General features: G+C 58.5%; 19 protein-coding genes and 6 tRNA genes. 21 read left to right on the top strand and 4 right to left on the bottom strand.

Features of this window, described 5'->3' with window-relative positions:
* The first annotated feature begins 62 nt into the window (after positions 1 to 62).
* Positions 63 to 791, top strand: coding sequence for a CpsB/CapC family capsule biosynthesis tyrosine phosphatase (locus Pan189_RS08460; RefSeq protein WP_145363494.1), 729 nt, complete (start codon positions 63 to 65; stop codon positions 789 to 791).
* Here the strand turns inward: Pan189_RS08460 and Pan189_RS08465 are convergent.
* Positions 760 to 1,899 carry a hypothetical protein gene (locus Pan189_RS08465; RefSeq protein ID WP_145363495.1) on the bottom strand — a complete coding sequence of 380 codons (1,140 nt, stop codon included), beginning with the start codon at positions 1,897 to 1,899 and terminating at the stop codon, positions 760 to 762. The two genes, Pan189_RS08460 and Pan189_RS08465, sit on opposite strands and share 32 nt — an antisense overlap.
* 118 nt (positions 1,900 to 2,017) lie before the next feature.
* Positions 2,018 to 3,133, bottom strand: coding sequence for a hypothetical protein (locus Pan189_RS08470; RefSeq protein ID WP_145363496.1), 1,116 nt, complete (start codon positions 3,131 to 3,133; stop codon positions 2,018 to 2,020).
* A 350-nt stretch (positions 3,134 to 3,483) separates the two neighbouring features.
* Between Pan189_RS08470 and Pan189_RS08475 the strand changes: the two genes are divergently transcribed.
* Positions 3,484 to 4,239 carry a carboxylesterase family protein gene (locus tag Pan189_RS08475; protein ID WP_145363497.1) on the top strand — a complete coding sequence of 252 codons (756 nt, stop codon included), beginning with the start codon at positions 3,484 to 3,486 and terminating at the stop codon, positions 4,237 to 4,239.
* Here Pan189_RS08475 and Pan189_RS08480 read toward each other — a convergent pair.
* Complete coding sequence (locus Pan189_RS08480) at positions 4,229 to 5,056, bottom strand: DUF1573 domain-containing protein (protein WP_145363498.1); 828 nt, start codon at positions 5,054 to 5,056, stop codon at positions 4,229 to 4,231. The genes Pan189_RS08475 and Pan189_RS08480 overlap by 11 nt on opposite strands.
* A gap of 179 nt (positions 5,057 to 5,235) precedes the next feature.
* On the opposite strand from Pan189_RS08480, the gene Pan189_RS08485 reads away from it, so the two are divergent.
* Positions 5,236 to 6,150 (top strand): endonuclease/exonuclease/phosphatase family protein, encoded by a 915-nt coding sequence (locus Pan189_RS08485; RefSeq protein WP_145363499.1) that lies wholly within the window; start codon positions 5,236 to 5,238, stop codon positions 6,148 to 6,150.
* A gap of 217 nt (positions 6,151 to 6,367) precedes the next feature.
* The gene (locus Pan189_RS08490; protein ID WP_145363500.1) at positions 6,368 to 7,519 is read left to right on the top strand and encodes a S1C family serine protease; all 1,152 of its coding nucleotides are present in this window, start codon (positions 6,368 to 6,370) and stop codon (positions 7,517 to 7,519) included.
* Between the two features lie 48 nt (positions 7,520 to 7,567).
* Here Pan189_RS08490 and Pan189_RS08495 read toward each other — a convergent pair whose 3' ends face one another.
* Entirely contained in the window at positions 7,568 to 7,927 is a 360-nt protein-coding gene (locus tag Pan189_RS08495; RefSeq protein ID WP_145363501.1) for a hypothetical protein, read from the bottom strand.
* Between the two features lie 380 nt (positions 7,928 to 8,307).
* On the opposite strand from Pan189_RS08495, the gene Pan189_RS08500 reads away from it, so the two are divergent.
* From Pan189_RS08500 to Pan189_RS08580, 17 genes are all read left to right on the top strand, one after another.
* Positions 8,308 to 9,981 (top strand): sigma-70 family RNA polymerase sigma factor, encoded by a 1,674-nt coding sequence (locus tag Pan189_RS08500; protein WP_145363502.1) that lies wholly within the window; start codon positions 8,308 to 8,310, stop codon positions 9,979 to 9,981.
* Between the two features lie 287 nt (positions 9,982 to 10,268).
* A tRNA-Thr gene (locus Pan189_RS08505) sits at positions 10,269 to 10,341 on the top strand.
* Between the two features lie 107 nt (positions 10,342 to 10,448).
* Positions 10,449 to 10,530 (top strand) — tRNA-Tyr (locus Pan189_RS08510).
* A 136-nt stretch (positions 10,531 to 10,666) separates the two neighbouring features.
* Positions 10,667 to 10,737, top strand: a tRNA-Gly gene (locus Pan189_RS08515).
* Positions 10,738 to 10,922: 185 nt separating this feature from the next.
* Positions 10,923 to 10,994, top strand: a tRNA-Thr gene (locus Pan189_RS08520).
* A 175-nt stretch (positions 10,995 to 11,169) separates the two neighbouring features.
* Complete coding sequence (tuf, locus tag Pan189_RS08525; RefSeq protein WP_145363503.1) at positions 11,170 to 12,366, top strand: elongation factor Tu; 1,197 nt, start codon at positions 11,170 to 11,172, stop codon at positions 12,364 to 12,366.
* A 100-nt stretch (positions 12,367 to 12,466) separates the two neighbouring features.
* The gene (gene rpmG / locus Pan189_RS08530) at positions 12,467 to 12,622 is read left to right on the top strand and encodes a 50S ribosomal protein L33 (RefSeq protein ID WP_145363504.1); all 156 of its coding nucleotides are present in this window, start codon (positions 12,467 to 12,469) and stop codon (positions 12,620 to 12,622) included.
* Between the two features lie 83 nt (positions 12,623 to 12,705).
* Positions 12,706 to 12,778: transfer RNA gene (locus Pan189_RS08535), tRNA-Trp, on the top strand.
* 61 nt (positions 12,779 to 12,839) lie between these two features.
* Complete coding sequence (secE, locus tag Pan189_RS08540) at positions 12,840 to 13,277, top strand: preprotein translocase subunit SecE (RefSeq protein ID WP_145363505.1); 438 nt, start codon at positions 12,840 to 12,842, stop codon at positions 13,275 to 13,277.
* Between the two features lie 232 nt (positions 13,278 to 13,509).
* Positions 13,510 to 14,169: a transcription termination/antitermination protein NusG gene (gene nusG / locus Pan189_RS08545; protein WP_310821254.1), complete on the top strand. Its 660-nt coding sequence runs from the start codon at positions 13,510 to 13,512 to the stop codon at positions 14,167 to 14,169.
* Positions 14,170 to 14,258: 89 nt separating this feature from the next.
* A complete protein-coding gene (rplK, locus tag Pan189_RS08550) occupies positions 14,259 to 14,684 on the top strand; it encodes a 50S ribosomal protein L11 (RefSeq protein ID WP_145363506.1) in 426 nt (141 codons plus the stop codon).
* An 80-nt stretch (positions 14,685 to 14,764) separates the two neighbouring features.
* Complete coding sequence (gene rplA / locus Pan189_RS08555) at positions 14,765 to 15,469, top strand: 50S ribosomal protein L1 (protein WP_145363507.1); 705 nt, start codon at positions 14,765 to 14,767, stop codon at positions 15,467 to 15,469.
* A 97-nt stretch (positions 15,470 to 15,566) separates the two neighbouring features.
* The gene (gene rplJ, locus Pan189_RS08560; RefSeq protein ID WP_145363508.1) at positions 15,567 to 16,106 is read left to right on the top strand and encodes a 50S ribosomal protein L10; all 540 of its coding nucleotides are present in this window, start codon (positions 15,567 to 15,569) and stop codon (positions 16,104 to 16,106) included.
* A 104-nt stretch (positions 16,107 to 16,210) separates the two neighbouring features.
* Positions 16,211 to 16,627: a 50S ribosomal protein L7/L12 gene (rplL, locus tag Pan189_RS08565; protein ID WP_145363509.1), complete on the top strand. Its 417-nt coding sequence runs from the start codon at positions 16,211 to 16,213 to the stop codon at positions 16,625 to 16,627.
* Positions 16,628 to 17,084: 457 nt separating this feature from the next.
* Complete coding sequence (rpoB, locus tag Pan189_RS08570; protein WP_145363510.1) at positions 17,085 to 20,804, top strand: DNA-directed RNA polymerase subunit beta; 3,720 nt, start codon at positions 17,085 to 17,087, stop codon at positions 20,802 to 20,804.
* A 75-nt stretch (positions 20,805 to 20,879) separates the two neighbouring features.
* Entirely contained in the window at positions 20,880 to 25,178 is a 4,299-nt protein-coding gene (gene rpoC, locus Pan189_RS08575; protein ID WP_145363511.1) for a DNA-directed RNA polymerase subunit beta', read from the top strand.
* Between the two features lie 168 nt (positions 25,179 to 25,346).
* Positions 25,347 to 25,419: transfer RNA gene (locus tag Pan189_RS08580), tRNA-Ala, on the top strand.
* Positions 25,420 to 25,442: the final 23 nt, after the last annotated feature.

Raw genomic sequence — 25,442 nt, forward strand, 5'->3', positions numbered from 1 at the left:
TGCGTGCGATTTTTCAATCTGAACACCATCCTCTTTTTGCTGACGGCTGAGAGCTAAAGACGATGTTCCTCGACATTCACTCCCACATGCTGCCCGGTGTCGACGACGGCTGTGTCAATCTGTCTGAGTCGATCAGGTGTGTTCGGACATTGATGGACCACGGGTTCGGCGGGACGGTCTGCACGTCTCACATGTGCGTGGCCGAACTTCCCACGATCACACCATCGTTCGTGCATGAGCAGGCCACGTTGTTGCGGCAGGCGCTGCGGCGGGAGGGCCTCGACTATCAAATTTTCACCGGCGGTGAGGTCCGTCTGCAGCCGTTGACGGTCAGTTGGTTTCAGCAGCACGGCGTGCCGTCATTGGGAGATGGCCGCTGCGTACTCGTCGATACGTGGTCGCACTGGGAAGACTATTGCGATGAAGCGATCGACTATTTGGAAGACAATGGCTACCAACCGATCCTGGCCCACCCTGAGCGCATGCCGATCGATGAAGCCGAATGGCATCGGTTGATCGACGATCTGAGCGAGCGTGGCGTTTGGCTGCAGGGGAACCTGAAACCGATCGGCGGCCGAGATATGCCGGGACTGCAGGAGCGGGCCCTCAGATTGCTCGACGAGGGACGCTATAAGGTCATCGCGCTCGACATGCACCGGCCCAAAGGGCTGGCGGAACGACTGGTCGGACTTGATGTGATCCGCGATCGCTTCGGCGAAGATCTCTTAAGCAAGCTACTTGCCGATGCCCCCGCTGAGATCATCGCACCGGCGGCAGAAAGTCATCGCTGAACGACGTCCGCGGGCGTTCTGAAGCCGGTCGCCAGTTCTCGTCATCAATCTCCACATGTGGCGTCGATTGCACGTTATTAGGAGCGGAGCGCAGCGATTGCGATGAGTTGACGAGCGGTTTGTCGTCGAGCGCCGCGAATGGATTGACATCGCCTTCGGTCGCGGACGCGAGGGTGTTCGATGTTTCGGTCGGGCAGGCGGTGCCGCAACTCCCAGTGCCGCTTCCGCAACTCCCGCTTCCGCAACTGCTCGCCGGTCCGCACTGGCAATTGGGACCGCATTTGCAGACTGGCGTGCATTGGCAACCCGCGGCGCGACCGGCGGCCGGGGTGCAACTGTTGGAAGGCCAGACAGTCGAAGCGCCCTTGCCGAATGCCGTGCGATCGACCGGGTGGGGCGATCTCGGCTGAATCGACGCCGTGGTGTTTCGGTTCTCTGTCCGGAACATTCCGGCCGATTGAACCACCGGCATTGTCTGACCGGGCTGATATTGGCTGGTCTGCATACGCTCGGCCTGATGACCGGTTTGTTGAATCCCGCTCGACCGCGGCTGCACTTCGGCAACGCGTTCGAAAGTGGCATCGAAATCGGCGAACGGGTTCGATTCGGTCGCCGCGGGCGGGCGCTGGGTGCTGCCAGCCGCAGCGACAGCCGGCGGAGCCGGACGCATGGCCGTTTGACGCGGTGGTGCGGCGGGCATATCTCCCCACGTTTTGACTGCGACATGACGAGACGCGGTTGTCGGATACGCTGATGACGGGGTCACGGACGACGGAATCTGTTCGGCGGCTCGTTCATTCTCACGAGCGAAAGCCGCGGCCATCGACGCGTTCGATCGAGTGGCTTGGAACTCTGCGGTCTGCGGCGTGGGAGTGTCGTCCAAAGCCACACGCGCGGCAGCCCCCGAACTGCCTCCGTTCATCATTCCCGGATCGCGAAACGGATCGCCGAGCGCTTCGCGTTTTTGCGCAAAGCCGTATGGCAGTCGACCGGCAGAAAACGGCATTGGTGTCGTGCATCCGACGCCGGCGATCGTTCCGACCGCGAGCACCGAAAGGATCGCGAAGCGACGGGTCAATTGGTTCGGCATGTTATGGCGAACGTTCATGCACTCTCTCCCGAGCCGATTGTCGGCTTGTTGGTTTCACGCGGCTGCTCGATTGGCAGAAGATGCCGCAGTGGTTTCGTTCTTTGTTTTTGTTGTCTGTCGAAGATTCGTCGTGGGCTCATTCGCCCGGACCGTGTCGCTGGTTGAAAACGGCCGGGTCAAACGGATCGACGGCCGAGTCTGTTTGAAACGAACGTTGCAAAGCGGAATCGGGCGCAGCGGAATTCGATCCCGTTGGGTTCGATTCCAATGACGCGGCGGTCAGCCCGGATCGGCTTACCTGATCGTCAGGTTTGGAATAGCTGGCAGAGATGACGCCACTTGCCTGAACCGTCTCCGTCGTTTCCGTCGGCGGGTCGGGCAATTCTTTTGCGGCAGCGATCGCCCATTTCGTCAGTGTTTTCCGAATCGATTGGCTGTGGGCCCCGCTAATCGGTGTCGACCGGCTTCCGCCGTGCGCATTGAACGCGCCGGTCAGCAGCGGACTCTGTTTCGGATCGGTCTTGTTCAGTTGGCTCAGCACGGCCGCAAGGTTCGACTCGGTCGACGATCCGCGTCGACGTTCACGAAGGGTCGTGCGGTCGAGATAGAATTCGCTGTGGTTCGGTCGGCCGTGGCACGACGCGTTAGCGCAACTGTTGAGCAAAATCGGCTGAATCGTTCGCGTGTATTCTTCCGCCAATTCAGTCGGTAATCCGCCTGCCGAAACGGTCCGCGTTATGAAGGGGTCGAAGGCGGTGCGAAGCGGCTCACGATATCGCTGCCCGATTTGATCGTCGTCCGCGAGGATCGTATCGAGCCTTTCAAGCATTCGCTTAATGTCTTCGCGATGCGGTTCGAGCTCCAAAGCCCGCCGCAGTTCGATCACGGCCTCGCCGTAGAGTTCCGCTTTGACGCACCACCGGGCGAGGGCCGCCCGCCGACTCGCGGTCTCCGGCTGAACTTCACGCGACAGCCGTTGGTAGACGGCATGTTTCGTCGCCGCCGCGAAGTAGACGTTGACCCGCGGCACCGTCATCGTGCCGTTGGGGCGGATGACTTCGTAGCTGTCGTGGCCGGCGATCAGGCGTCCTTCGATCAGACGCTCCGACTTCAGCAGCAGCACGCCGTCAACCGTCACGCCCAATGGCGCGAAGTCGTCAGGTGTCGATTCGTCGGCCGCGGCCATGTTGGCGACGATCATGCAAAGCATGAACGACACCGCATGAGCGGTGAGCGATGGATGAAAGCGCATGGCGATATCGGTCTGGAGACCGTTCGAAAGCGCGGCGAATTGGAAAGGGGAAATCAGTCAGAGAGAGGAGCCGGAAGCTAGTTCGATCGGCCGCTACGCGTCAAGATGGAATCGCATGTCGTTACTTCCGCGGCGAAAATCGTGCGTTTGATTGACGAGCGATCTCTTCGAAGTCGGTGGCTTAATCGGCTCAAGGCTATAGGAGTGTGATGGACCTCACGTCGACTACGATCGAGATTAACGTGAAGGCCGCGAAGAGACGGCGCAGTATTAGTTGAAGCTTTGTTGAGCGGAATCCCTTGCTTGCGCTGCGGGCTTGTTGAAAGAGATCGGGGAAGGGGGCGACACGTATGAATGAGACGACAGATTATCGCTCGCTGATTGAAGTCCGGGAGATGCGTAATTTATTGCGCACTGACGGACGCAATTACCGCTATCTCTTTGCTGGCGCCGAGAAGATCGAACCGGAGCGGAAATACCCGCTCGTGTTGTTTCTGCACGGGTCGGGAGAGCGCGGCGACGATCCGACAGTGATGATCGAGAAGTATTTCTTCGCGCGAATACTCGCGCCGGAGTTCCGCGCGAAGCATCCGTGCTTCGTGATCGCGCCGCAGTGTCCGGCCGACGAAAAGTGGACGCAGACCGATTGGGCAGCTCGCGAGTCCGTACCGCTAAAGGCGGCTGTCGGCCGGAATTTGCGAGCGGCGATAGAAGTCGTCGAACTCGAAAGACATCAGCAGCCGATCGATATGGAACGTATCTATCTGACCGGCCTGTCGATGGGCGGGTATGGAGCGTGGTATCTCGCGATGGTCGATCCCGCTTACTTCGCCGCCGTCGCCCCGATCTGTGGTGGCGGCGACGAACGCGAAGCCGGAAGAATCGCCCATTTGCCGATCTGGGCCGCGCATGGTGATCAGGACGACATCGTCCCTGTCGAACGCTCACGAAAGATGGTGTCAGCACTGAAAGCGGCTGGCGGCGATCCGGTCTACCGCGAATATCGCGGCGTCGGTCATCGCAGTTGGGAGCCGGCCTATTCCGAAGACGATGGCCTACTGGAATGGATGTTCCGTCAGCGTCGCACTAAGGCGGTCATTCGCTGACGTTGCCGGGCATTAACGCGGCGGTGCTGCGGACATAGATCGGGATGCGGACCAGCGGATGTCGATCATCGTCGGTCTTGGCCGTCAGGAATGCCTGCACGTCGCCTCCGTCGTCGATCGGTTCAGCCCTGACGATCAATACGTGTCTTCCCGGAGCGGACGCGGCGCCCGCTTCGACCACTTCCGCGGAGACGGCCGGCGACGAGGAAATGACCTCGATCACGCGAAACGGTTCTTCGCGGTGATCCGTGATGACGAGCTGCTGCTCGGTCGCTTCGGTCGCATTCTGATAAAACGTCATGCCCCGAGGTTCGACAGTGATGTCAGGACGATCGATCACAAATTTCAGATGGACGCGCGCCGATTGCATCGGGGCGTCATCTGTCTGGGCGGTTCGGTAAAACACGTCAGAGTAGTAATGCTTCGCGCCCGGTTTTTCGTTCAGCGTGTCGACACGGAGGATGACCTCTCCCGTCTCACCCGGTGCGATCTCGCCTTCGGGATACTTGGGAGCGAGACAACCGCAGCTCGGTTTCAATTGTTCAATTTGAACCGGCTCGTCGCCACGGTTCGTAAATCGATATCGGGCTGCCAACGTCCCCGCGCCGCGAACTTCCGTGGCGTTCACGAGATATTCGTCGAACGCCAGCGACTCGCGATCGAGCGGTTCAACAACCGCCGCCGCTTGACTGACGCCAAACTCGGCGACCACCGAGCACACAACGGGAGCCAGCGCTCCGCCGAGCAGACACGAGAACAACATAATGGTTGTTCGTCTCTCGGTGTTCGGCTTGTTGGAATCGAGTTCACTGCTCATCGGTTGGCTCCGCAAAAGTTTCAGGCAGCGGAGTCGTACCAAACGGAGGCGGAATCGGTGAAGGTGAATCGCGATTGAACTCCGCAGCAGACGCTGGCGGGTCGCGGCGCTGTCGGCGAAGATGCCGCCGGACGCTGACCCGTCCACTGAATTAACGAATCGACGATGGATCGACTCAGATGCCGGATCAAACGGAAAATCCCGCCGAAAGTGATGCGAACGTCCCACGGCGAGCACGGCGGGATTCGATTCTGTTGACGTGCGGACTGATCGCAGGAGCGGTTGTCATGTTCGTGATCGATGGCTCACAGCGGAAACCGGCAGAGCCGCGGAGTTGGTTCTCGCAGAACGAATCGGCGATTCCCGCGGATCAATCGCTGAATCTGGTGAGTTTCAACATTCATTACGGCAAAGACGACATCGATTCGGCTTCGATGCCGAGCATCCGAGAACTGATCGCCGCACAAGATCCTGATGTCGTTGTCCTGAACGAAGTACCCAACCCCTTCGGACGAAGCGGCTCGACGGTCGACCGGCTCGGCGAATTGTTGAGCCTCAACTCTTTTTTTCTGCCGGTCGAGCGCCGATGGTGGCACGATCACGTCGGCAACGCATTGCTTCTCGAATTCATACCGAAATCGATTGTCCAAATTCCGCTCCCCTGTTCTCGCGAAAAGGGGTTTCGGGGGGCAGCCGTGACGACGGTGCCTTGGGGGGAGCGTGAGTTTCGGATCATCTCCGTCCATGCCGATTCGCAAGAGGACAACTCGGAGCACCTTCGCATTTTGGGCGAGTTGTTCATGGCCACCGAGACGCCCTGTATTCTGGCCGGTGATTTGAACGCACAAATCGGCGACGAGATTCTCTCCGAATTGATCGCTGCCGGGGCGATCGATGCGGCGACCGAAATGGGCCTCGAGCAGGCTGATCAGTTGATCGATCACATTTTAGTGCGAGGGGTGACTGTCGAAGATGCGGGCATGGAACAGACGACGGCCTCCGATCACCCGCTGCTGTGGGCCCGACTGGCACTTCCGGCACGGGCGATCGAATCCGATTCATCGGCAGGCTCAACGCAGTTGCCCCCGCGGTGACTCCCCGCTGTTCGGACGGTAACGGCGGGCGAAACTCTGACGGCCCTTTGCCGGGGCGGAAGGTCCGTGGCGGGAAATTCCTCAAGTTTTGATTGCCCTTTGTCAATCTCCGGCCAAAATGACTAACGGCACCGAGGATGGGCTACCGGCGAGACGACAGTCGCGGGTGTGACGGATGGATCCGCCAACAGGTTTTCTGAGCCGATGAGGGGATTTTATGTCACGAGGCTTCACGCGACTGCTGACCCGGGGAATCGGGAGTGTGCTGACACTGGGTGTCGGAATCGGCCTCGGGATCGTGATCGGGCAGGGGCTGGCCCCCACTCATGCAACGACATTGTCGTTTGATGAAGCCGCCCGGCTCTACGCGGATCTCGATGGGGAAACCCGGCCGCTTGTTGACGGTGGCACCGCTTTGGCAAAGGTCGCCCGGCTGACCAGTCCGGCGGTCGTGCATATTCAAAGCCGTCGCAAAGATTCCCGTGGAGGGTCGGTCGAAGAGACCGGATCGGGCGTGATCATGCGGCACGAAGCCGTCGACGGAGCGATCGTCGTCACAAATCGTCATGTCATCGCTGGCAGCGCCGCATTGGCAGACATCTCCGTCGGTCTCTCGGACGGCCGCACCGTGATTCCTGTTCGAACTTGGGAAGACGCGGCATCGGACATTGCGGTGCTGCAGTTGAAAGACCCGAACGTCCCCCCGGCGGCCTGGGGTGATAGCGAGGCGCTCGATATCGGGCACTTCGTGTTGGCACTGGGCAGTCCGTTTGGTTTGAGCCAGTCGGTGACCCTCGGCATCGTGAGCGCCAAGGGGCGGCGGTCGCTGGAACTCGGCTCTGATTCGGGCGTCCTCAATAAGGATTTCATTCAGACCGATGCCGCGATCAATCCCGGCAACAGTGGCGGGCCGCTCGTCGACCTGCGGGGCCGCGTGATCGGAATTAACACGGCCATCGCCTCGAACAGCGGCGGCAACGAAGGGATCGGGTTCAGCATCCCGAGCAATCTGGCTCGCCGCGTCGTCGATCAACTCGTGACGCACGGGCGGGTCAACCGCTCGTTCCTCGGCGTCAAACTCGATCCCGATTTCAATCCGGAGACGGCCCGCCGCTTTAATCTCGATCGAGTCCGCGGAGCACGCGTGGTTCTCGTCTACGACAACACGCCCGCGGCGAAGGCTCGCCTGCAGCGCGACGACGTCATCCTGCGGTTTGGTGAGATCGACGTTCAGGACGAAAACCACCTGATCAATCTCGTCAGCCTGACGCCGGTCGGCAAGCGGATTGATCTGAAGGTCTATCGCGACGGTCGAATGATGACGCTGCGGGTCGAACTCGCCGATCGCGCTTCGCTGGCAGAGAAATAGAAGTGTGCAAGAGGGGGAGAGTAGGCGATTTCGGGCGAAGCGATGGAGTTACTCGCCCGAGTCGCCACTCGTTCGTGCTCGGCGGACATCGATGAAGCTTTTGACGCACAAAGCAACGAAGACCGCGCAGATCACGAGCATCGCTGCCTGACTGGCGACGGCCGTCGGACTGCCGAATCCTCGACCGATCCACGCCCCGATCGGTGCCAGCGCACCGAGCAGGCCGAACAGTACCGCTGCATGCATCGCGTGCATCCTGAACGATTCTTTCAGCGCGATGGCCCCCGGGATGCCAATCAGCACCCCGGCAATGGCCGGGATTAAAGAAGTTTTCGCTCCGGTCGCCGCGAATCCGACGATTCCGACAAGAATCAAAAGGGCGGCTGCAATGAGGGCGATCCGAGGCATCTGATCCTGCTTTCGTGACAACGGTGGGGCGGGCCGAAGTTGGGTGTGGCCCCCAGATCGTAGTAAGTCACCGATCCTTCGGCCAATCGCGGTACGAATTTCGCTGAAATTCGATCTCAAGTAACGCCAGAAAGATCGAGCAAAATTTCTTGTCCGTCATCGCAAAGGCGGTCTGTCGCCTCAAAACATGTTGGAACAACAACTTGCGGCGACTGTTCGTCCAACAGACGTACATGAATTCATTGCACCTGCAACAAAATTCCTCGCTCGCGAACGTTTTTGCAAACCAACTGTCTGAATTATGCGTATTGATACTGAGGGCGGCTTGAGGAGATCGTCGTCTGACCAGGTGCTTGACACCCTCGGCAAGGATCAAACTGATGAGTAATTACCAAATACAAGCTGTCGAGTCGCTGCTCGCGGAGTCGGACGACGCACTGACTGCGCTGCGTCGATTGGAGCGCGCTGAGCGTCTCGCCGGGAAGCTCGATTCTGATTCGAAGTATCAGGCCGCCGATCTGATTGCCGAAATTGTGGGCGATGAGGCGGGCAAAGACCGTTCGGACTCGGATGTCGAGCACGCGATTGAAGGCGAACTGGCGATCCGCGATTTGCGACGTTTTGTGGAAGATATGTCTGAGACGGTGAACCAGTCGTCTGACGAGGTCGGCGAAGACGTCTTCACGGTCGATGATCTGAGCCGCGAGTTTCAGGTTTCGACAAAGACGATCGATCGTTGGCGCGATCGCGGGCTCGTCAGCCGGCGGATGAAGGTCGGCGATCGCCGGCGCGTGGCTTTCACACGTTCGTCCGTCGATCGATTCGTCCGAAATCACCCCGACGAGATCGAACGAGGCCGAAGGTTCACTCAACTGACCGGGAGCGAGAAGGACGAAATCGTTGACGCGGCCCGAGCCTTGGCCCGCGAGGGTGGGTGCCCGGCTGAGGTGAGTCGGTCACTCGCCAAGCGATTCAACCGCTCCCCGGAGACAATTCGCTACACGATTCGCCAGCACGACGAGAAGGGGAATGGTCCCGCCGTATTCCCGAACGCCTCGTCGAAGCTGACCGACCAGCAGAAGCAGGAGATCGCATCGAAGCACCGGCGCGGGGTTTCGATCGAACGACTGGCGAAGCAATTCTGCCGGACGAAGTCGAGTGTTTATCGGATCGTCAACGAGATTCGCGCCGAGCGATTACTCTCGGAGCCGATCGACTACATGGACTCGCCCGAGTTCCACGAGGTCGGCGCCGATGAGTTGATTCTCGGCGAGCCACCCGACGTGAAGAAGAAAAAGGGTGTCTCGAGAGCGCCTTCCGGGTTGCCTCCGTATCTCGCGAGTCTGTACACGATCCCGTTGCTGACTCGGGAGGAGGAGCAGTATTACTTCCGCAAATTGAACTACTTGCGGTACCGGGCGGCCGCTTTGCAGGCCAAGTTGATGGATGATGCGCCGAAAGCATCGGAAATGGACGAGTTGGAGCACTTTCTCAACGAAGCGAATGACGTCAAGAATTTCCTGATTCGCAGCAACTTGCGGCTTGTCGTTTCGATCGCGAAGAAGCAGGTCAGTGCGACCAGCAACTTCTTCGAGATGGTCAGCGACGGGAATATGTCGTTGATTCGAGCGGTTGAGAAGTTTGATTACACGAAGGGCAACAAGTTCTCGACCTATGCGACTTGGGCGATCGTCAAGAACTTCTCACGGTCGATTCCGGCCGAGCACAAACGGCTCGACCGTTACCGAACCGGCAAAGAGGAAGTCTTTCAAGGTTCGCCGGACGACAATGTCAGCCAGTACCAGCAGGAGCTGCGAAATACGCAGCAGCACGGTTTGGTGATGGACATTCTCGGGCGTCTCGACGGACGAGAGCGTGACATCATTAAATTTCGGTATGGTCTCGACTATCACGAAGAGCCGCTGACGTTGGAGCAGGTCGGCCATCGCTTCGGCGTGACCAAGGAGCGGATCCGGCAACTCGAATCGCGTGCGCTGCGGAAACTCCGCAAAATCGCGCAGGACGAACGCCTCGACATTCCCGGAATCGTCTGACTTTTCCGGCCGAGAAGTTTCGCAAGTCGCTACATAAGCCGTTGGGATTGATCACGTCAGATCGATCTCAGCGGCTTTTCTCGATGAATCTCTCCGCGTGTTGCCGGGGCGGTCGTGTCGTGATCGGTTGGATGGCGGTGAGACCGATGTGAACCGGCTTGGTCCGCTTTGTGTCCGTGACGAGATGCGCGAAATTGCGACGTATCGACTGTCATACGAACGGCTTCCGGGTTGCGTCAGTTTGCACGTTCGCTATAGTGTCGAGCCTCCGCCGGAGGACCGAAGCCGCTAGCGTAGCTCAATTGGCAGAGCTCCGGTTTTGTAAACCGGAGGTTGTGGGTTCGAGTCCCACCGCTAGCTTTCCTGCGATTTTGACCGATGCGGCTGTGGTCGTTCGGTCAAAGGTTCAATGCAAATTAGAGACGATATTTCACGACTTTGCGGTTTTGAATCGAGGGTCGGAACACGGGGGTGTTCCAGAGCGGTCAAATGGGCCAGACTGTAAATCTGGTGGCTCAGCCTTCGGAGGTTCGAATCCTCCCACCCCCACTCGAAGATTGAGAGTTGATTGCCGAGAGTCGAGAGAAATGCCTTGGATTGTCCGAGTCTTTTTTCGGCAGCGATAATTATCGAGACAGTCCGTCACGAGTTTCGTGCGGCAGCACGGATCATCGGGCGAACGCCCGCGGGTGTAGCTCAATGGTAGAGCCCCAGCCTTCCAAGCTGGTTGTGAGGGTTCGATTCCCTTCACCCGCTTTAGCAGTAGTGACGAGTTGAAGTCGTCCCGCCACCCCGTGGCGCGGGCGACTTGGATTGCTGAGCAGAAGCGACGTTGGGCAGATGCAGTGGTCGGTGTGGCGGCGGTTCGAAGAAAAAATGGGTCGCGACGCTTTTCGCGATCGATCGCTTCGGGCATGATGTCGCGCTCGATCGCAATCCGCGCTGCTGTAGCTCAGGGGTAGAGCGCGTCCTTGGTAAGGACGAGGTCAAGGGTTCAAATCCCTTCAGCAGCTTTCGGTAGTCGTGGTCGAATCGGCCAACCGGTCTGCGGGCGGCGAATCGAAGACAAGGCGGGGTAGGATTGGCTTCGGAGGTCGAAGCACCCTGTCGATATATCGAGATTTCCCCCGGCCTTCCATCGAAGTTGCCGGCTGACCGCAGTGAAGATGAAGAGCGAGAAGGGTAATTATGGCTAAGGAAGTCTTTGAGCGGAAAAAGCCGCACGTTAACGTCGGCACCATCGGACACATCGACCACGGCAAGAGTACGCTCACCGCGGCAATTGTGATGGTGCAATCCAAAAAAGGGCTTGCGCCCGCGATTTCGTACGCGGACATCACCAAGGGTGGTACCGTGCGTGACGAAACCAAGACCGTCACGATCGCCGTCAGTCACGTCGAGTATGAGTCGGAAACCCGGCACTACGCTCACATCGACTGTCCGGGACACGCCGACTATGTCAAGAACATGATCACCGGGGCCGCCCAGATGGACGGGGCCATCCTCGTCGTTGCGGCCGACAGCGGCCCGATGCCGCAGACTCGCGAGCACATTCTGCTCGCCCGTCAGGTCAACGTCCCGGCCCTCGTGGTCTTCATGAACAAGGTCGATCTTGTCGACGATGAAGAACTGCTCGAATTGGTCGAGATGGAAGTTCGCGAGCTCCTCGACAAATACGGGTTCCCGGGCGACGACGTTCCGCTGACGCGCGGCAACGCCAAGGCGGCACTCGAAACACCGGAAGATGAATCGGCCAACGCCTGCATCCAGGAGCTGCTCGACTCGCTCGATGCGTACATTCCGGAGCCGGAGCGTGACACCGACAAGCCTTTCCTGATGGCGATCGAAGACGTCTTCTCGATCGAAGGTCGCGGTACCGTCGTGACCGGCCGAATCGAGACCGGCGTCGTCAAAGTCGGCGAAAAAGTCGCGATCATCGGTCTGCGAGACACCCAGGAAACGACTGTCACCGGGGTGGAAGCGTTTCGGAAGACGATGGATCAGGGCGAAGCCGGCGATAACGTCGGCGTGCTGCTGCGTGGTACGAGGAAGGACGAAGTGGAGCGCGGTCAGGTTCTGGCTGCTCCCAAGACGATCACGCCGCATACCAAGTTTACCGGCGAAATTTACTGTCTCAGCAAGGAAGAGGGCGGTCGCAAGACCCCGTTCTTCAGCGGTTACAGCCCGCAGTTCTATGTTCGAACGACTGACGTGACCGGCGAGGTCAAGTTGCTCGGCGGCGCAGAAATGTGCATGCCCGGCGATAACGTCGAAATCGAAGTGGAAATGCAAAAGCCCGTCGCGTTGACGGACGGCAGCCGCTTCGCAATTCGCGAAGGTGGCCGGACCGTCGGTTCGGGCGTCGTGACTAAGATTCTCGAGTAGAATTCGTTGTGGAATTGAACCGAGGCCCGTTCCGGTGAACCGGGGCGGGCCTTTCGGTATCTTTATTGAGCCCAGTGGTACACAGAGTCGGATTGAAGCGATGGCCCGAGAATACGTCTGGTTGCAATGCACTGAGAGCAACCATTTGAATTACCGCGTCGAAAAGGAAATGCGCGGGACCGAGCGGCTGGAGCTAAAGAAATACTGCAAGTTCTGCCGCAAGCACGTTCCGCACAAAGAGTCACGGAAGAAGTAGCGGTTAGCGGTTAGCGGTTAGCGGTTAGCGGTTAGCGGTTAGCGAAGCTAATGGCTGATCGCTGAGAGCTAATTGCTCGTTAGACGGGCGTAGCTCAATTGGCAGAGCAGCGGATTCCAAATCCGCAGGTTGGGAGTTCAAGTCTCTCCGCCCGTGTTTTTCATCAGGATGCGCGAAGTCGGCTTGCGATGCCGACGCTAAGGGATTTGAGGCCGAAATGGCGAAAGCGAAAGCGGTTGGATCAATCTGGTCCGCACTTCTATCCGCCAATCTTTATAAGCGGAATCAGGGCCGGCTTGTCCGTCAGGTGACGGTGCTCTCGTTGTGCGCCGTGATATTCATCGGGTGTTACATCCTGAGTCAGGGGCCTTTGGCCGATCGATTCGACGAGACTTGGATCAGCGTCGGGATTCCGACACTGCTTGCGGTGGTCGGGGCCTGGATTGCGTTTCGGGTGGTCAACTATCCGAAGTTCGCCGACTTTCTCGTGTCGGTCGAAGCCGAGATGGACAAGGTCAGTTGGCCGTCACGGGCCGAACTCTACCGGTCCACAATCGTCGTCATTGCCGTGATGTTTCTGCTCGCGGGGATGTTATTCCTGTACGACACGATTTGGCTCTGGCTATTCCGTGCCATCAACGTGGTCAAGTTTTGACCGACTGCTGACATCGCACGTATGGCGCTTATTTCGCGGTCGACGGGCGAATTGCGTCGAGGTATTCGGTACGGGTTTTCGGTTGCGAGCCGTATTTCCGTCGATCCGGTACAATTCGGCAGTCCCGGTCGGTTGAATTTCGAACGACTTTCGGCCAGCATGTCGAACTTTCCCCGCTCCGCACTGCGGAGGCGGTCTTGGCCGACCTTTTGCTGCCGGCGAAAAGATTCTGATGGATGAGACTCCAGACTCCGGAACGACCGACGAAGCTGCCGCCTTGCAAACCGAGGATGTGCAGACCGAGGTCGAACAATCCTCTGACTCCAGCGAGCCTTCCGGTTCGCCCGAGTCGGAAATGCAGTGGTACGTTTTGAAGGTGACCAGCAACCGTGAAAAAACGGTGAAGCAGGCGCTTGAGAAGCGGATCAAGCGTGAGGGTTTGGAAGAATTTTTCGGGGAGGTACTGATTCCGACTCGAAAGATTGTCGACTCCAAAGGCGGCAAGAAACGGACGCTCGAGGAAAAAGTTTTCCCGGGCTACATGATGATTCAGATGATCTTGAACGACGACTCTTGGTACCTCGTGCGGGACACCACGGGCGTCGGAGACTTCACCGGTGCGGTCGGCGAACCGACGCCGATGAGGCCGGAAGAAGTCGACCGAATGCTCGGTCGCAGGCGAGATGAAGAGAGCGGTGACGCTGAGCCGACGAAGGTCAAAATTGATTTCTCGGTCGGTGAGATCGTCAAGATTAAAGATGGCCCGTTCGAGAGCTTCGAGGGGACCATCGAAGGGGTCGACGACGTTCACGGGAAGGTCGTGGTCCTGATCGAAATTTTCGGGCGTCCTACGGAGACCGAACTCGACTACTGGCAGGTCGAGAAGGTCTGACGAGGCGCGCTATCTCAACAACGGGACGGCTTCGGCAGGGCTGTCCGGCACAGATGGCGGGACTACTGCCGGTCTATTGAAAGCTGATCATGGCGAAAGAAATTACAGGGCAGGTCAAAGTGCAGATCCCGGCCGGGCAGGCGACGCCCGCGCCGCCTGTCGGTACCGCGCTCGGTCCGCTGCAGGTCAACATCGGCCAGTTCGTGCAGCAGTTCAACGAGCGGACGCGGGAGATGTCCGGCACGACCGTGCCGGTCGTCATCACCGTTTATAAAGACAAGTCGTTCACGTTCGAGGTGAAGAGTCCGCCGGCGGCGGTGCTGCTTAAGCAGGCGGCTTCGATCGCCAAGGGGGCGGCCAATCCTCTTACGGATAAGGTTGGGACCGTCACAGACGCCCAGCTCGAAGAGATCGCGAAGACGAAGATGAGCGACCTCAATGCCGGGTCGATGGATGCCGCGAAGCGAGTCATCGCGGGGACGGCACGCAGCATGGGGATTCACGTCGTCGGCTGAGTCGGCGGCAGCTGAGTCGGCGGCAAAGGCGATAGTGGAACTTATTAAGACGCGTCACGGCAGAATCGGGTGTAGAAGAGATGGCGAAGACTTCCAAGAGAATGAAAAACCTGCGGCAGAAGGCCGAAGAGGTGGGCACCGTCTCCCTCGCCGATGCCGTCTCCGCTCTGCTGGGATTGCAGGGCCAACTTCCCAAGAACGTTCCGCCGGCGAAGCCTGATCAGGTGGTCGAATTGGCGGTTCGACTCGGGATCGACGCCAAGCAAGATGAGCAACGCGTCCGCGGGGCGATCGTGCTGCCGCACGGCATCGGCAAGTCGCAGCGGGTCATCGTTTTCGCGCAAGGTGACAACGTTGCGGTCGCTGAGGGGGCAGGGGCGGATAAGGTTGGCGGCAAGGAATTGGCCGACGAAATTAAGGGCGGTTGGCTCGACTTTGACGTCGCCATTGCCACTCCGGACATGATGGGCGTCGTCGGTCCGCTCGGTCGCGTGCTTGGCCCCCGCGGATTGATGCCGTCGCCCCGGGCAGGAACCGTCACGCCGAACGTCGCTGACGCCGTGCGCGAGTACAAGGCGGGTAAGGTCGAATTCAAAAACGACAAGGGCGGAGTCGTGCATTGCGTCATCGGACGTATGACGTTCGAGCCGGAGCAATTGGTCGGCAATGCCGAAGCCATTCTAAAGCATATCGAGTCAGCTAAGCCTTCGGCTCAAAAAGGCATCTATATGCGGAGCGTCACCGTGACCGCGACCCAGATGCCGGGGATTTCGGTCGCGCTATAGGCGGCCTGTTTCATGGTAATAAATATTCCTTCGCAAAATTGAGCTTGGGGCGGGTCGACCGAACCGGTTCTGTTCGACCAGCCTCTCGGAGAGAATGATGAGTAAAGTCATCAAAGGCATGATAATCGAGGATATCGTCGATCGCCTCGACGGCGCGACCGATTTGCTCGTCGTAGACAGTTCCGCCCTCGACGCGAACACGCAGAATTCGTGGCGAAGGTCTCTTCAGGAAAAAGAGATCAGCGCCCTTTCGGTGCGGAACACGCTGGCGCGGCGGGCGTTGGAGCGGGTCGGCGTCAGCGGGATTGATCCCGTGCTGGAAGGCCCGTCGACGCTCGTGTACGGCGGCCAGGATATTGTCGCCCTCTCGAAAGAGATCACGAAGTGGGCGAAAGATATCGAGAAGCTGCATATCAAAGGCGGCTCTGTCGAAGGGCAGTCGCTAGACGAAGCCGGCGTCGTGGCTCTGAGCAAGAGCCCGAGCCGGGAAGAAATTCTGTCGAAGATCTCAGGGCAGATTCTCTCTCCTGGAGCCAACCTCTCGGCGGCGATGCTCGGGATCGGCGGCACTCTGGCAGGTCAAATTAAACAGATTGCAGATAAAGACGACGCGGAAGGCGAGGCCGAAACGGCCTGAGCCGGCTGCGGCGAGACATTTTCAATCGTCGGGCGTGGGGCTCCGGCGGATGTTTTACTCGAAGGCTTCACCCGGAGCCCACTCAACACTAAGGGGAATTGACTATGGCGACTGACGCACCCGTGCAGGAATTCAGCGACGTGACCAAGGAACTCGGCGACAAGATCGTCGGCCTGACCTTGCTCGAAGCGAAGAATCTTTCGGACTACCTCAAGGAGGTTCATGGCATCGAGCCGGCTGCCGGAGGTGCCGTGATGGCGGTTGCCCCTGGAACGGGCGATGGCGGCCCCGCTGAAGCGGCCGAAGAAAAGACCGACTTCGATGTCATGCTGACCGACATCGGCGGCGAAAAGATCAAGATGATCAAAGTCGTTCGCGGTGCGACCGGCCTTGGGCTCAAAGAAGCCAAAGAGCTCGTCGAAAGTGCTCCGAAGGCGATCAAAGAGGGCATTCCGAAAGAAGATGCCGAAAAGCTCGTCAAGGAAATCGAAGATGCGGGCGGCAAAGCCGAACTCAAATAGGTTCGGTCTCGCCGATCGGTTATCGCTGTCAACCGAGCGCGACGGGCAAGGTGCGTGCCATTTTGCCCGTCGCTGCTTGACTTTTCAGTGAAGTCGATCAAAATCGGTTCGGGTAGCGACGGTTCTCCGCGTCTTCGGGTGGGTTTGAGGTCGATTTGTCGACTCACCGCTGCAGGTTTTGTTTCGGCATCAGCCGGCTAAGATCACTGGGGTTGCTTCTGCAACCCTCGGGGTGGATGGGACATTCTGTCCGCAATATCTGCAACTGCATTGCCCGCTACATCGCCGATTGCTCTGTTCGAGACACTTGTTCCCGCTCTCCGGCTGGTGCGCTGACTGCTCGTGCAGTCGGCACCAATAAAATAGGCTCCGTTTTCGCAGCCGGCGAAACGCGTCCGTCGCCTCTTTCGCTCCGAACTCACCGACACCGACGTCGTGCTCATCAGGTAAATATCGCATGCCGATCCCAGCGACACGGATTCAGTATTTTGACGACAAGCGGAATTTCGGCAGTATCGATTCCGACTTTGAACTCTCCGATCTGACGAAGATTCAAACTGTTTCGTTCGATCGATTCTTGCAACTGGATATCTCGTCGCGAGAGCGGAAAGACCAAGGTCTCGAAGAGATCTTGCGCGAGGTGTTCCCGGTCGAAAGTTACGACGGCCAGTACAAGCTGGAGTACGTGAAGTACGAGCTTGGAAAGCCCCGTTATTCGCCCGAAGAGTGTCGCCAACTCCGGCTCACCTACGGCCGGCCGTTCCGCGTTTGGATGCGGCTCGTCAAAGAGCAGCCGATCGAGGAAGAGGTCTATCTGGGCGACATTCCGATTATGATCGGCGGCGGTGAATTCATCGTCAACGGGGCCGAGCGATGCGTCGTGAGCCAGTTGCACCGCTCACCGGGCGTCGATTTCATCCTCAGCAGCGAGCCCGGGGACGCGAAGACGAATCACTCGTGCCGGGTGATCCCGGAGCGCGGCAGTTGGATCGAGTTCCTCGTCAGCAAAAAGCAGACGCTGCAGGTTCGTATCGATCAGAGCGGTAAGTTCTCGGCGATGACGCTGCTGCGAGCGATGGATCCGAATTTCAGTACCGACCGCGCACTCGTGGAGTTATTTCACAAAGTCAAAGATACCAAGGTCGGGGGAGCCGCGTTCGTTGAGGAGATCACCGGCAAGTATGCCGCCGAAGACATCGTCTATCCCGCCGGGCACGAGCGCGAAGGCGAGATCATTCTCGAATGCGGGCACGTCATTTCGCAGAAGATCGCCGAGGAAATCTCTGAGTCGGACATCAAGAAGATCGGTCTGATCGTTGACGCGAAAGATGAGTTGCTCGTCAATACGATCGCCGAGGACGGCACGTCGAGCTACGAGGAAGCACTGCTTCGAATTTATCAGCGGCTGCGACCGGGCAACCCGCCGGCGCTCGACAAAGCCCGCGATCTGTTCTTTGAGAAGTTCTTCGACGTTAATCGCTACCGTCTCGGTCGCGTCGGGCGGTTCCGGATCAACCGGAAGTTCAATCAAAACGTTCCCGACACGGAGATGATTCTGCGGTCGGAAGATCTGATTAACTCGATCCGCTACCTCTACAACCTCCGCCTCGGCGAGGGTGAGGCCCATGTCGACGACATCGACAATCTGGGTAACCGCCGCTTGCGGACGATCGATGAACTCGCGTCCGAAGAAATCCGCAAAGGCTTCCTGAAGCTCCGCCGCACCGTGCAGGAGCGGATGAGCCTCAAGGACGTCGAGGAGATGACGCCCCGCACGTTGGTCAATCCCAAGAGCGTTTCGGCAGCGATCGAGTATTTCTTCGGTCGCAGTGAACTCTCGCAGGTGGTCGACCAGACCAACCCGCTCTCGACGCTGACGCACGAGCGGCGGCTTTCGGCACTCGGTCCGGGCGGTTTAAACCGGAAACGAGCGGGCTTCGAAGTTCGCGACGTTCACCTCTCGCACTACGGTCGTATCTGTCCGATTGAAACGCCGGAAGGTACGAATATCGGCCTGATTTCGAGTCTCGGGATATTCTCGCGGGTTGACGATTACGGCTTTCTGATCACTCCTTATCGCAGAGTCAGCGACGGCACGCTGTCGGACGAGATCATCTGGCTGCGGGCCGATGAAGAGTCGCAGCACTTTATCGCGCCATGCGATACGCCGGTCAAAGACGGGACGATCACGGAGAACCGCGTCTATGCCCGTCACCAAGGTGAGTTCGTTTGGGTGACGACGCCGGAGGTCGACCTGCTCGACGTATCGACGTTCCAAATGATCGGGGTCTCCGCGGGGCTGATCCCGTTCCTCGAACACGACGATGCGAACCGTGCCCTAATGGGATCGAACATGCAGCGACAGGCGGTTCCGCTTTTAATCGCGGAGCCACCGCTCGTGGGCACCGGGTTGGAGAAGGCCGTTGCTGAGAACTCGGGGATGATCCACAAGGCTGAAAAAGCCGGGACAGTCACCTACGTCGACTCGACCCGTATTGAAGTCGATAACAAGCGATATGACCTGCGGAAGTTCGTGGGCCTCAACGAGAGGACCTGCCTGACGCAAAAGCCGATCGTCAGCGTCGGCGACAAGGTTAAGAAAGATCAGGTGCTCTGCGACAGCGCCGCGACTCGCAACGGAGAACTCGCGCTCGGGCGCAATGTTCTCGTCGCCTTCATGTCGTGGGAGGGTTACAACTACGAAGACGCGATTATTCTCTCCGAACGACTCGTAAAGGAAGACGTTTACACGTCGGTCCATATCGACGAGTTCGACGTCGAAATTCGTGAAACGAAGCTCGGCAAGGAAGAGTTCACCCGCGATATTCCGAACGTCAGTGAGAAGGCTCTGCGTCATCTCGACGAAGAGGGGATCGTCCGCATCGGCACGCGAGTCAAGCCGGGCGATATTCTCGTCGGTAAGGTGTCACCGAAGGCCAAGGCCGAATTAACACCGGAAGAAAAGCTCCTGCACGCGATCTTCGGGCGGGCCGGCGAAGACGTGAAGAACGAATCGCTTGAGGTACCCAGTGGCGTCGACGGCATCGTCATTCACCAGGAGAAGTTCTCGCGGCGGATGAGCCTCTCGGAGATCGAGCGGAAGCAGTTCGAGAAAGAACTCAAAGAGGTTGAGAACGAAGGTGCGAACGCGATCGCGACAGCTTTTAAAGAATTTCTCGACGTGTTCGAGAAGACGATCGATCAAAAGCTTTCGGACGACGACGGGCGGAAGCTGCGTGAAATTGAAGACGATAAATTCGTCTCCGAATACGCGGTCGCGTTTAAAGACAAAGTCGAAAATCTTGACATCCGCTCCCCGGAGAAGAAGACTGCCGTCCGCAAGCTGATGCGAGAGGGTTGGCTGTCGGTCGAAGAGGTCATCGACGAGCGGGATCGCAGGCTTAACAGCATGAAGCGGGGCGACGAACTCCCCAGCGGCGTGCTGCAGATGGTCAAAGTCTACGTCGCCAGCCGTCGGCAGATTTCGGTCGGCGACAAGATGGCCGGTCGACACGGAAACAAGGGTGTGATTTCGAAGGTGTTGCCGATCGAAGACATGCCGTTCCTCGAAGACGGTACTCCGATCGATATCATTTTGAATCCGCTCGGCGTTCCGAGTCGAATGAACGTCGGTCAGATTCTCGAAACGCACCTCGGATACGCCGCGTCCAAGACCGGCTTCCGCGCGATCTGCCCGGTCTTCGATGGAGCCGAAGAAGAAGTGATTCAGCAATGCCTGCGAGATGCCGGGCTGCCCGATGACGGGAAGAGTCAGCTCTTCGACGGACGCACCGGAGAGCCGATGGAGCAGAAGACGACGGTCGGCCAAATCTACATGCTCAAGCTGCACCACCTTGTCGACGACAAGGTGCATGCCCGGGCGACGGGGCCGTACTCGCTCATCACGCAGCAGCCGCTCGGTGGTAAGGCCCGCTTCGGTGGTCAGCGATTTGGAGAGATGGAAGTCTGGGCCCTCGAAGCTTATGGGGCGGCTTACATCCTTCAGGAATTGCTGACAGTTAAGAGCGATGACGTCGAAGGCCGGACCAAGATTTACGAATCGATGGTCAAAGGCGAAAACACGCTCGAAGCCGGAACGCCGGCGAGCTTCGACGTGCTGAATAACGAAATCCGCGGGCTGTGTTTAAACATGCAGCTTGAGAAGGCGTCGGTTTAATGTGGTTGCCACCGCTTTAAACAGAGTTCCAGCTAGCGCTGACGCAAACACCCTCCCGTTTAAAGGGAATATTGAATGAGTACAGTCGAAGCAGCCTTCGATCGCGTTAATGATTACGGTTCGGTGAAGATTAATCTCGCCAGCCCGAATGACATCCGCGGGTGGTCGTTCGGCGAGGTAAAAAAGCCGGAGACGATTAACTACCGGACGTACCGCCCCGAGCGTGACGGTCTGTTCTGCGAGCGAATTTTTGGTCCGGAGAAAGACTGGGAATGTGCCTGCGGCAAGTACCGCGGGATGAAGTACAAAGGTCTCATCTGCGACCGGTGCGGCGTCAAGGTTACGCATAGTCGTGTCCGCCGGAAGCGAATGGGGCATATTGAACTGGCAGCACCCGTCGTTCACATTTGGTTTTTCAAGAGCATGCCAAGCCGCTTAGGCGCGCTGCTCAATATGAAGACGACCAGCTTGGAGAAGGTCGTTTACTTCCAGGATTACGTTGTCGTCGATCCTGGCGAAACGCCGCTGAAGTCAAGACAACTTCTGACTGAGGAAGAAAAACGCGAAGCCGACCGCGCTTATGGAGAAGGCGCGTTCGATGCCGACATGGGTGCCGAAGCTGTTAAGAAGCTGCTCGTCGGTATCGACCTTGTGGCCGAGTCGACGCAATTGCGCGAAGACCTGAAAAACACCGGCAGTCAGCAAAAAATTAAGGATTACATCAAGCGGCTGAAAATTGTCGAGGCCCTGCGCGACAGTGACAACCGCCCCGAGTGGACGGTACTCGACGTCATCCCGGTCATTCCGCCGGACCTGCGTCCGCTCGTGTTACTCGATTCGGGTAACTTCGCGACGAGCGACTTAAACGACCTCTATCGTCGAATCATCAACCGGAACAACCGGCTGAAAAAGCTGGTCGACCTGAACGCGCCGGAAGTCATCGTCCGCAACGAAAAGCGGATGTTGCAGCAGTCTGTCGATTCGCTGTTCGACAACAACCGCTGTAAGCGACCGGTGCTCGGTTCTTCGAACCGACCCCTGAAATCGCTGACCGACATGATTAAGGGTAAGCAGGGCCGGTTCCGTGAGAACCTGCTCGGTAAGCGAGTCGATTACTCGGCCCGTTCGGTGATCGTCGTCGGCCCGGAATTGAAACTCCACCAGTGCGGTCTGCCTAAGAAGATCGCGCTGGAACTGTTCCAGCCGTTCATCATTCGTCGGCTCAAAGAACTCGGGCATGCCGATACGATTAAGAGCGCCAAGCGGATGCTCGAGCGCCGCGACGAAGAAGTGTGGGACATCCTCGAAGAGGTGATTACCAATCACCCGGTGTTGCTCAACCGCGCCCCGACGCTGCACCGCATGGGTATTCAGGCGTTTGAGCCGACGCTCGTGGAAGGGAACGCGATCCGCGTGCACCCGCTGGTCTGTAAGGGCTTTAATGCCGACTTCGACGGCGACCAAATGGCGGTCCACCTGCCGCTATCCATTGAAGCGCAGGTCGAAGCGACGACGTTGATGCTGTCGACCAACAACATCTTCAGCCCGGCGGACGGCAACCCGATTATTGCGGCGACGCAGGATATCGTCGCCGGATGTTACTATTGCACGATTGCTAAAGAGGGACGACTTGGCGAAGGGATGACGTTCTCGTCGCCACAGGAGGTCTTCTTCGCGTTCGACCAGGGTAAGGTCATTAAGCACGCAAAAATTAAACTCCGCTTGCCATCTGACAAGCAGGTCAAAGGCGAGGGCGCTGAGACTTATCAGCCGGGTCGGCCGCTCGAAACGACCGTGGGTCGGGTGATCTTTAATGACATCCTGCCCGACGGCATGGCGTACTATAACCGCACGATGAAGTCGAAGGATCTCGCTCGGGTGATTTCCGATTGTTACCTTGAAATGGGGCGTCGGCACACGATCAACCTGCTCGATCGCATGAAGGATCTCGGGTTCCACGAAGCGACCCAGAGCGGTGTTTCGTTTGCGACAAGCGACCTGCGAACGCCTGATGTCAAAGAGAAGGCGATCGGAGATGCCGAGAAGGAAGTCTTGAAGCAGCAAAAGCTTTACGACCGCGGAGTCATTACGAACCAGGAACGCTACAACAAAGTTCTCGACATTTGGACGCATGCTCGCGAAATCATCACGAACGCGATGCTCGAAGGGATGCAGAACGATTACCGGGACGACGGGAAGTACGTTAATCCGGTCTTCCTGATGGCGGACTCGGGAGCACGGGGTGGTAAAGAGCAGATGCGGCAGCTCGCCGGGATGCGGGGGCTGATGGCCAAGCCGTCAGGTGAGATTATTGAGAACCCGATTAAGGCTAACTTTAAAGAAGGCCTGACGGTTCTTGAGTACTTCAGTTCCACCCACGGGGCCCGCAAGGGCTTGGCCGATACGGCACTGAAGACCGCGGACTCGGGGTATCTGACGCGGAAACTGGCCGATATTTGCCAGAACATGGTGATTACGCAGCACGACTGTGGCACGACGCAGGGTGTGACCAAGGGAGTCGTCTATCGCGGGGAACAGGTAGAGGTCAGTCTGGCGGAGGCCATCCGCGGTCGCGTCAGCCGGACAAATATCGTCAACCCGATTACGGACGAGGTCATCGTCCGTGACGGCGAACTGATTACCCATGAGATCGCCGATAAGATTTCGGAACTCGGATTGGAGCGGATTCAGGTTCGAAGCCCGATGACGTGCGAATCGCGGCTGGGCCTGTGCCGGCTGTGTTACGGGATGGACCTGTCAACCGGATCGATGGCCGAAGAGGGCTTGGCCGCCGGGATCATCGCGGCCCAGTCGATCGGTGAACCGGGGACGCAATTGACGATGCGGACCTTCCACATCGGTGGCGTGGCAACGACCGACATCGAAGAGAAGGACATTCGGGCCAAGCGGGCCGGTGTGGTCCGGCTCGCCCGCGTCCGTAGTGTGGTCAACAATGAAGGTAAAGCGGTCGTATTGACCCGAAACGGTGAGCTGATCCTCACCGACCAGAAGGGACGAGAGCTCGAGAAGTACGACATCCCGAATGGGGCGACGTTGCTCGTCTCCGAGGGGCAGGAAGTAAAGCAGGGCGACGTGCTTTGCGAATGGGACCCGCACTCGGTGCCTGTGATTGCCGAAGTGGGCGGTCGTGTTCGTTATGAAGACTGCGTTGAAGGCCAGACGCTTCGTACCGAAAAGGAAGCGAGCGGCCACATTCGTCGAACCGTGCTCGAACACAAAGGCGATCTGCACCCGCAAATCGTGATCGAAGACGGCGACGGGAAGATCCTGGACTTCTATTATCTGCCGGAACGGGCGAGTATCGACGCTCAGGAAGGCACGCAGGTCACGGCCGGTACGATCATGGCGCGTAATCCGCGTGAATCGACCGGTAACATGGACATCACCGGTGGTCTGCCGCGTGTGACCGAACTCTTTGAGGCCCGTAAGCCGAAAGAACCGGCGGTTATTGCCGAGATCGACGGTGAGGTCGAGTTCGTGCCGGAGAAGAAGCGCGGCAAACGTGTGATTATCGTCCGCGGCGATGACGGCACGGAAGTCGAGCACATCATCCCGCCGGGCAAGCAGGTTATGGTTCATGCTGGCGATGCCGTCAAAGCGGGCGATTCGCTCGTCCGCGGTCCGCTCGTTCCGCACGACATCCTTCGCGTCAGCGGAACGGACGCGGTGCATGAGTATCTGCTGCACGAAATTCAAAATGTGTATCGGGCACAGCGGGTCGAAATCGACGATAAGCACATCGAACTCGTCGTCTCGCAGATGCTGCGGAAGGTCAAGATTGAAGATGTCGGCGACACCAGTCTGTTGCCGGGCGTCCTGACCGATAAACTCGAATTCCGCAAAACGAACGAGGAACTTCAGACGTGCCTGAAAGTCTCTGAGCCGGGCGATACCGACTTCGAAATCGGTGACATTGTTCCGATCGAAACGCTCGAAGAAGTGAATAGCCAAGTCGAGGCGGCTGGTCAGTCGCCGGCATCGACGACGTCTCCGCGTCCGGCGGTTTCAAGCACCCAGTTGCTCGGAATCACCAAAGCGGCGGTGCAAAGCGAAAGCTTCATCTCGGCGGCGAGCTTCCAGGAGACGACGAAAGTGCTGACCGAAGCGGCTCTCGCCGGCAAGATCGACACGTTGATCGGGCTGAAAGAGAACGTGATCCTCGGGCACCTTATTCCTGCCGGTACCGGTTTCCACACCCATCAGGACGCAGAGGTGCGGATTCGACCCGAAGCGATGGAAGAACTACGGGCAGAGAAGGAGCGAATTTTGGCGGCCCGACGCGACCTGCTTTCCGAAGGCGAGTCGGCTGCCGATGGTGAGCCGGGCGAGTCTTCAGTGCTCGACCAGATGTAGGACGCCATCGGCTGGTCATCTGCCATCCATTGATTTGAAACGACGGGCGAACCTTTCGCCCGTCGTTTTCGTCTAACCGGTGGTTGGAAATCGCTGGAGCCAGCGGTACGATCGAGTTGCTGATCGATGGAGAACTCCGTCTCAAACCGGTTTCTTCGAGTGGAATAAGGGGCCGTAGCTCAGTTGGGAGAGCGTCGCGTTCGCAATGCGAAGGTCGTGGGTTCGAATCCCATCGGCTCCACTTGGCCGCCCCGAACGGGCGGC

The sequence above is a fragment of the Stratiformator vulcanicus genome (genome assembly GCF_007744515.1).
Taxonomy (GTDB): domain Bacteria; phylum Planctomycetota; class Planctomycetia; order Planctomycetales; family Planctomycetaceae; genus Stratiformator; species Stratiformator vulcanicus.

What these genes read in the sequence shown, in the direction of transcription:
- rplK (WP_145363506.1), top strand. Translation starts at nt 14,259, where the DNA reads ATGGCGAAAGAAATTACAGGGCAGGTCAAAGTGCAGATCCCGGCCGGG.
- Pan189_RS08485 (WP_145363499.1), top strand. Translation starts at nt 5,236, where the DNA reads ATGCCGGATCAAACGGAAAATCCCGCCGAAAGTGATGCGAACGTCCCA.
- Pan189_RS08460 (WP_145363494.1), top strand. Translation starts at nt 63, where the DNA reads ATGTTCCTCGACATTCACTCCCACATGCTGCCCGGTGTCGACGACGGC.
- rpmG (WP_145363504.1), top strand. Translation starts at nt 12,467, where the DNA reads ATGGCCCGAGAATACGTCTGGTTGCAATGCACTGAGAGCAACCATTTG.
- nusG (WP_310821254.1), top strand. Translation starts at nt 13,510, where the DNA reads ATGGATGAGACTCCAGACTCCGGAACGACCGACGAAGCTGCCGCCTTG.
- tuf (WP_145363503.1), top strand. Translation starts at nt 11,170, where the DNA reads ATGGCTAAGGAAGTCTTTGAGCGGAAAAAGCCGCACGTTAACGTCGGC.
- Pan189_RS08475 (WP_145363497.1), top strand. Translation starts at nt 3,484, where the DNA reads ATGAATGAGACGACAGATTATCGCTCGCTGATTGAAGTCCGGGAGATG.
- secE (WP_145363505.1), top strand. Translation starts at nt 12,840, where the DNA reads ATGGCGAAAGCGAAAGCGGTTGGATCAATCTGGTCCGCACTTCTATCC.
- Pan189_RS08465 (WP_145363495.1), bottom strand. Translation starts at nt 1,899, where the DNA reads ATGAACGTTCGCCATAACATGCCGAACCAATTGACCCGTCGCTTCGCG.
- Pan189_RS08480 (WP_145363498.1), bottom strand. Translation starts at nt 5,056, where the DNA reads ATGAGCAGTGAACTCGATTCCAACAAGCCGAACACCGAGAGACGAACA.
- Pan189_RS08500 (WP_145363502.1), top strand. Translation starts at nt 8,308, where the DNA reads ATGAGTAATTACCAAATACAAGCTGTCGAGTCGCTGCTCGCGGAGTCG.
- rpoC (WP_145363511.1), top strand. Translation starts at nt 20,880, where the DNA reads ATGAGTACAGTCGAAGCAGCCTTCGATCGCGTTAATGATTACGGTTCG.
- rplA (WP_145363507.1), top strand. Translation starts at nt 14,765, where the DNA reads ATGGCGAAGACTTCCAAGAGAATGAAAAACCTGCGGCAGAAGGCCGAA.
- rplL (WP_145363509.1), top strand. Translation starts at nt 16,211, where the DNA reads ATGGCGACTGACGCACCCGTGCAGGAATTCAGCGACGTGACCAAGGAA.
- rplJ (WP_145363508.1), top strand. Translation starts at nt 15,567, where the DNA reads ATGAGTAAAGTCATCAAAGGCATGATAATCGAGGATATCGTCGATCGC.
- Pan189_RS08495 (WP_145363501.1), bottom strand. Translation starts at nt 7,927, where the DNA reads ATGCCTCGGATCGCCCTCATTGCAGCCGCCCTTTTGATTCTTGTCGGA.
- Pan189_RS08470 (WP_145363496.1), bottom strand. Translation starts at nt 3,133, where the DNA reads ATGCGCTTTCATCCATCGCTCACCGCTCATGCGGTGTCGTTCATGCTT.
- Pan189_RS08490 (WP_145363500.1), top strand. Translation starts at nt 6,368, where the DNA reads ATGTCACGAGGCTTCACGCGACTGCTGACCCGGGGAATCGGGAGTGTG.
- rpoB (WP_145363510.1), top strand. Translation starts at nt 17,085, where the DNA reads ATGCCGATCCCAGCGACACGGATTCAGTATTTTGACGACAAGCGGAAT.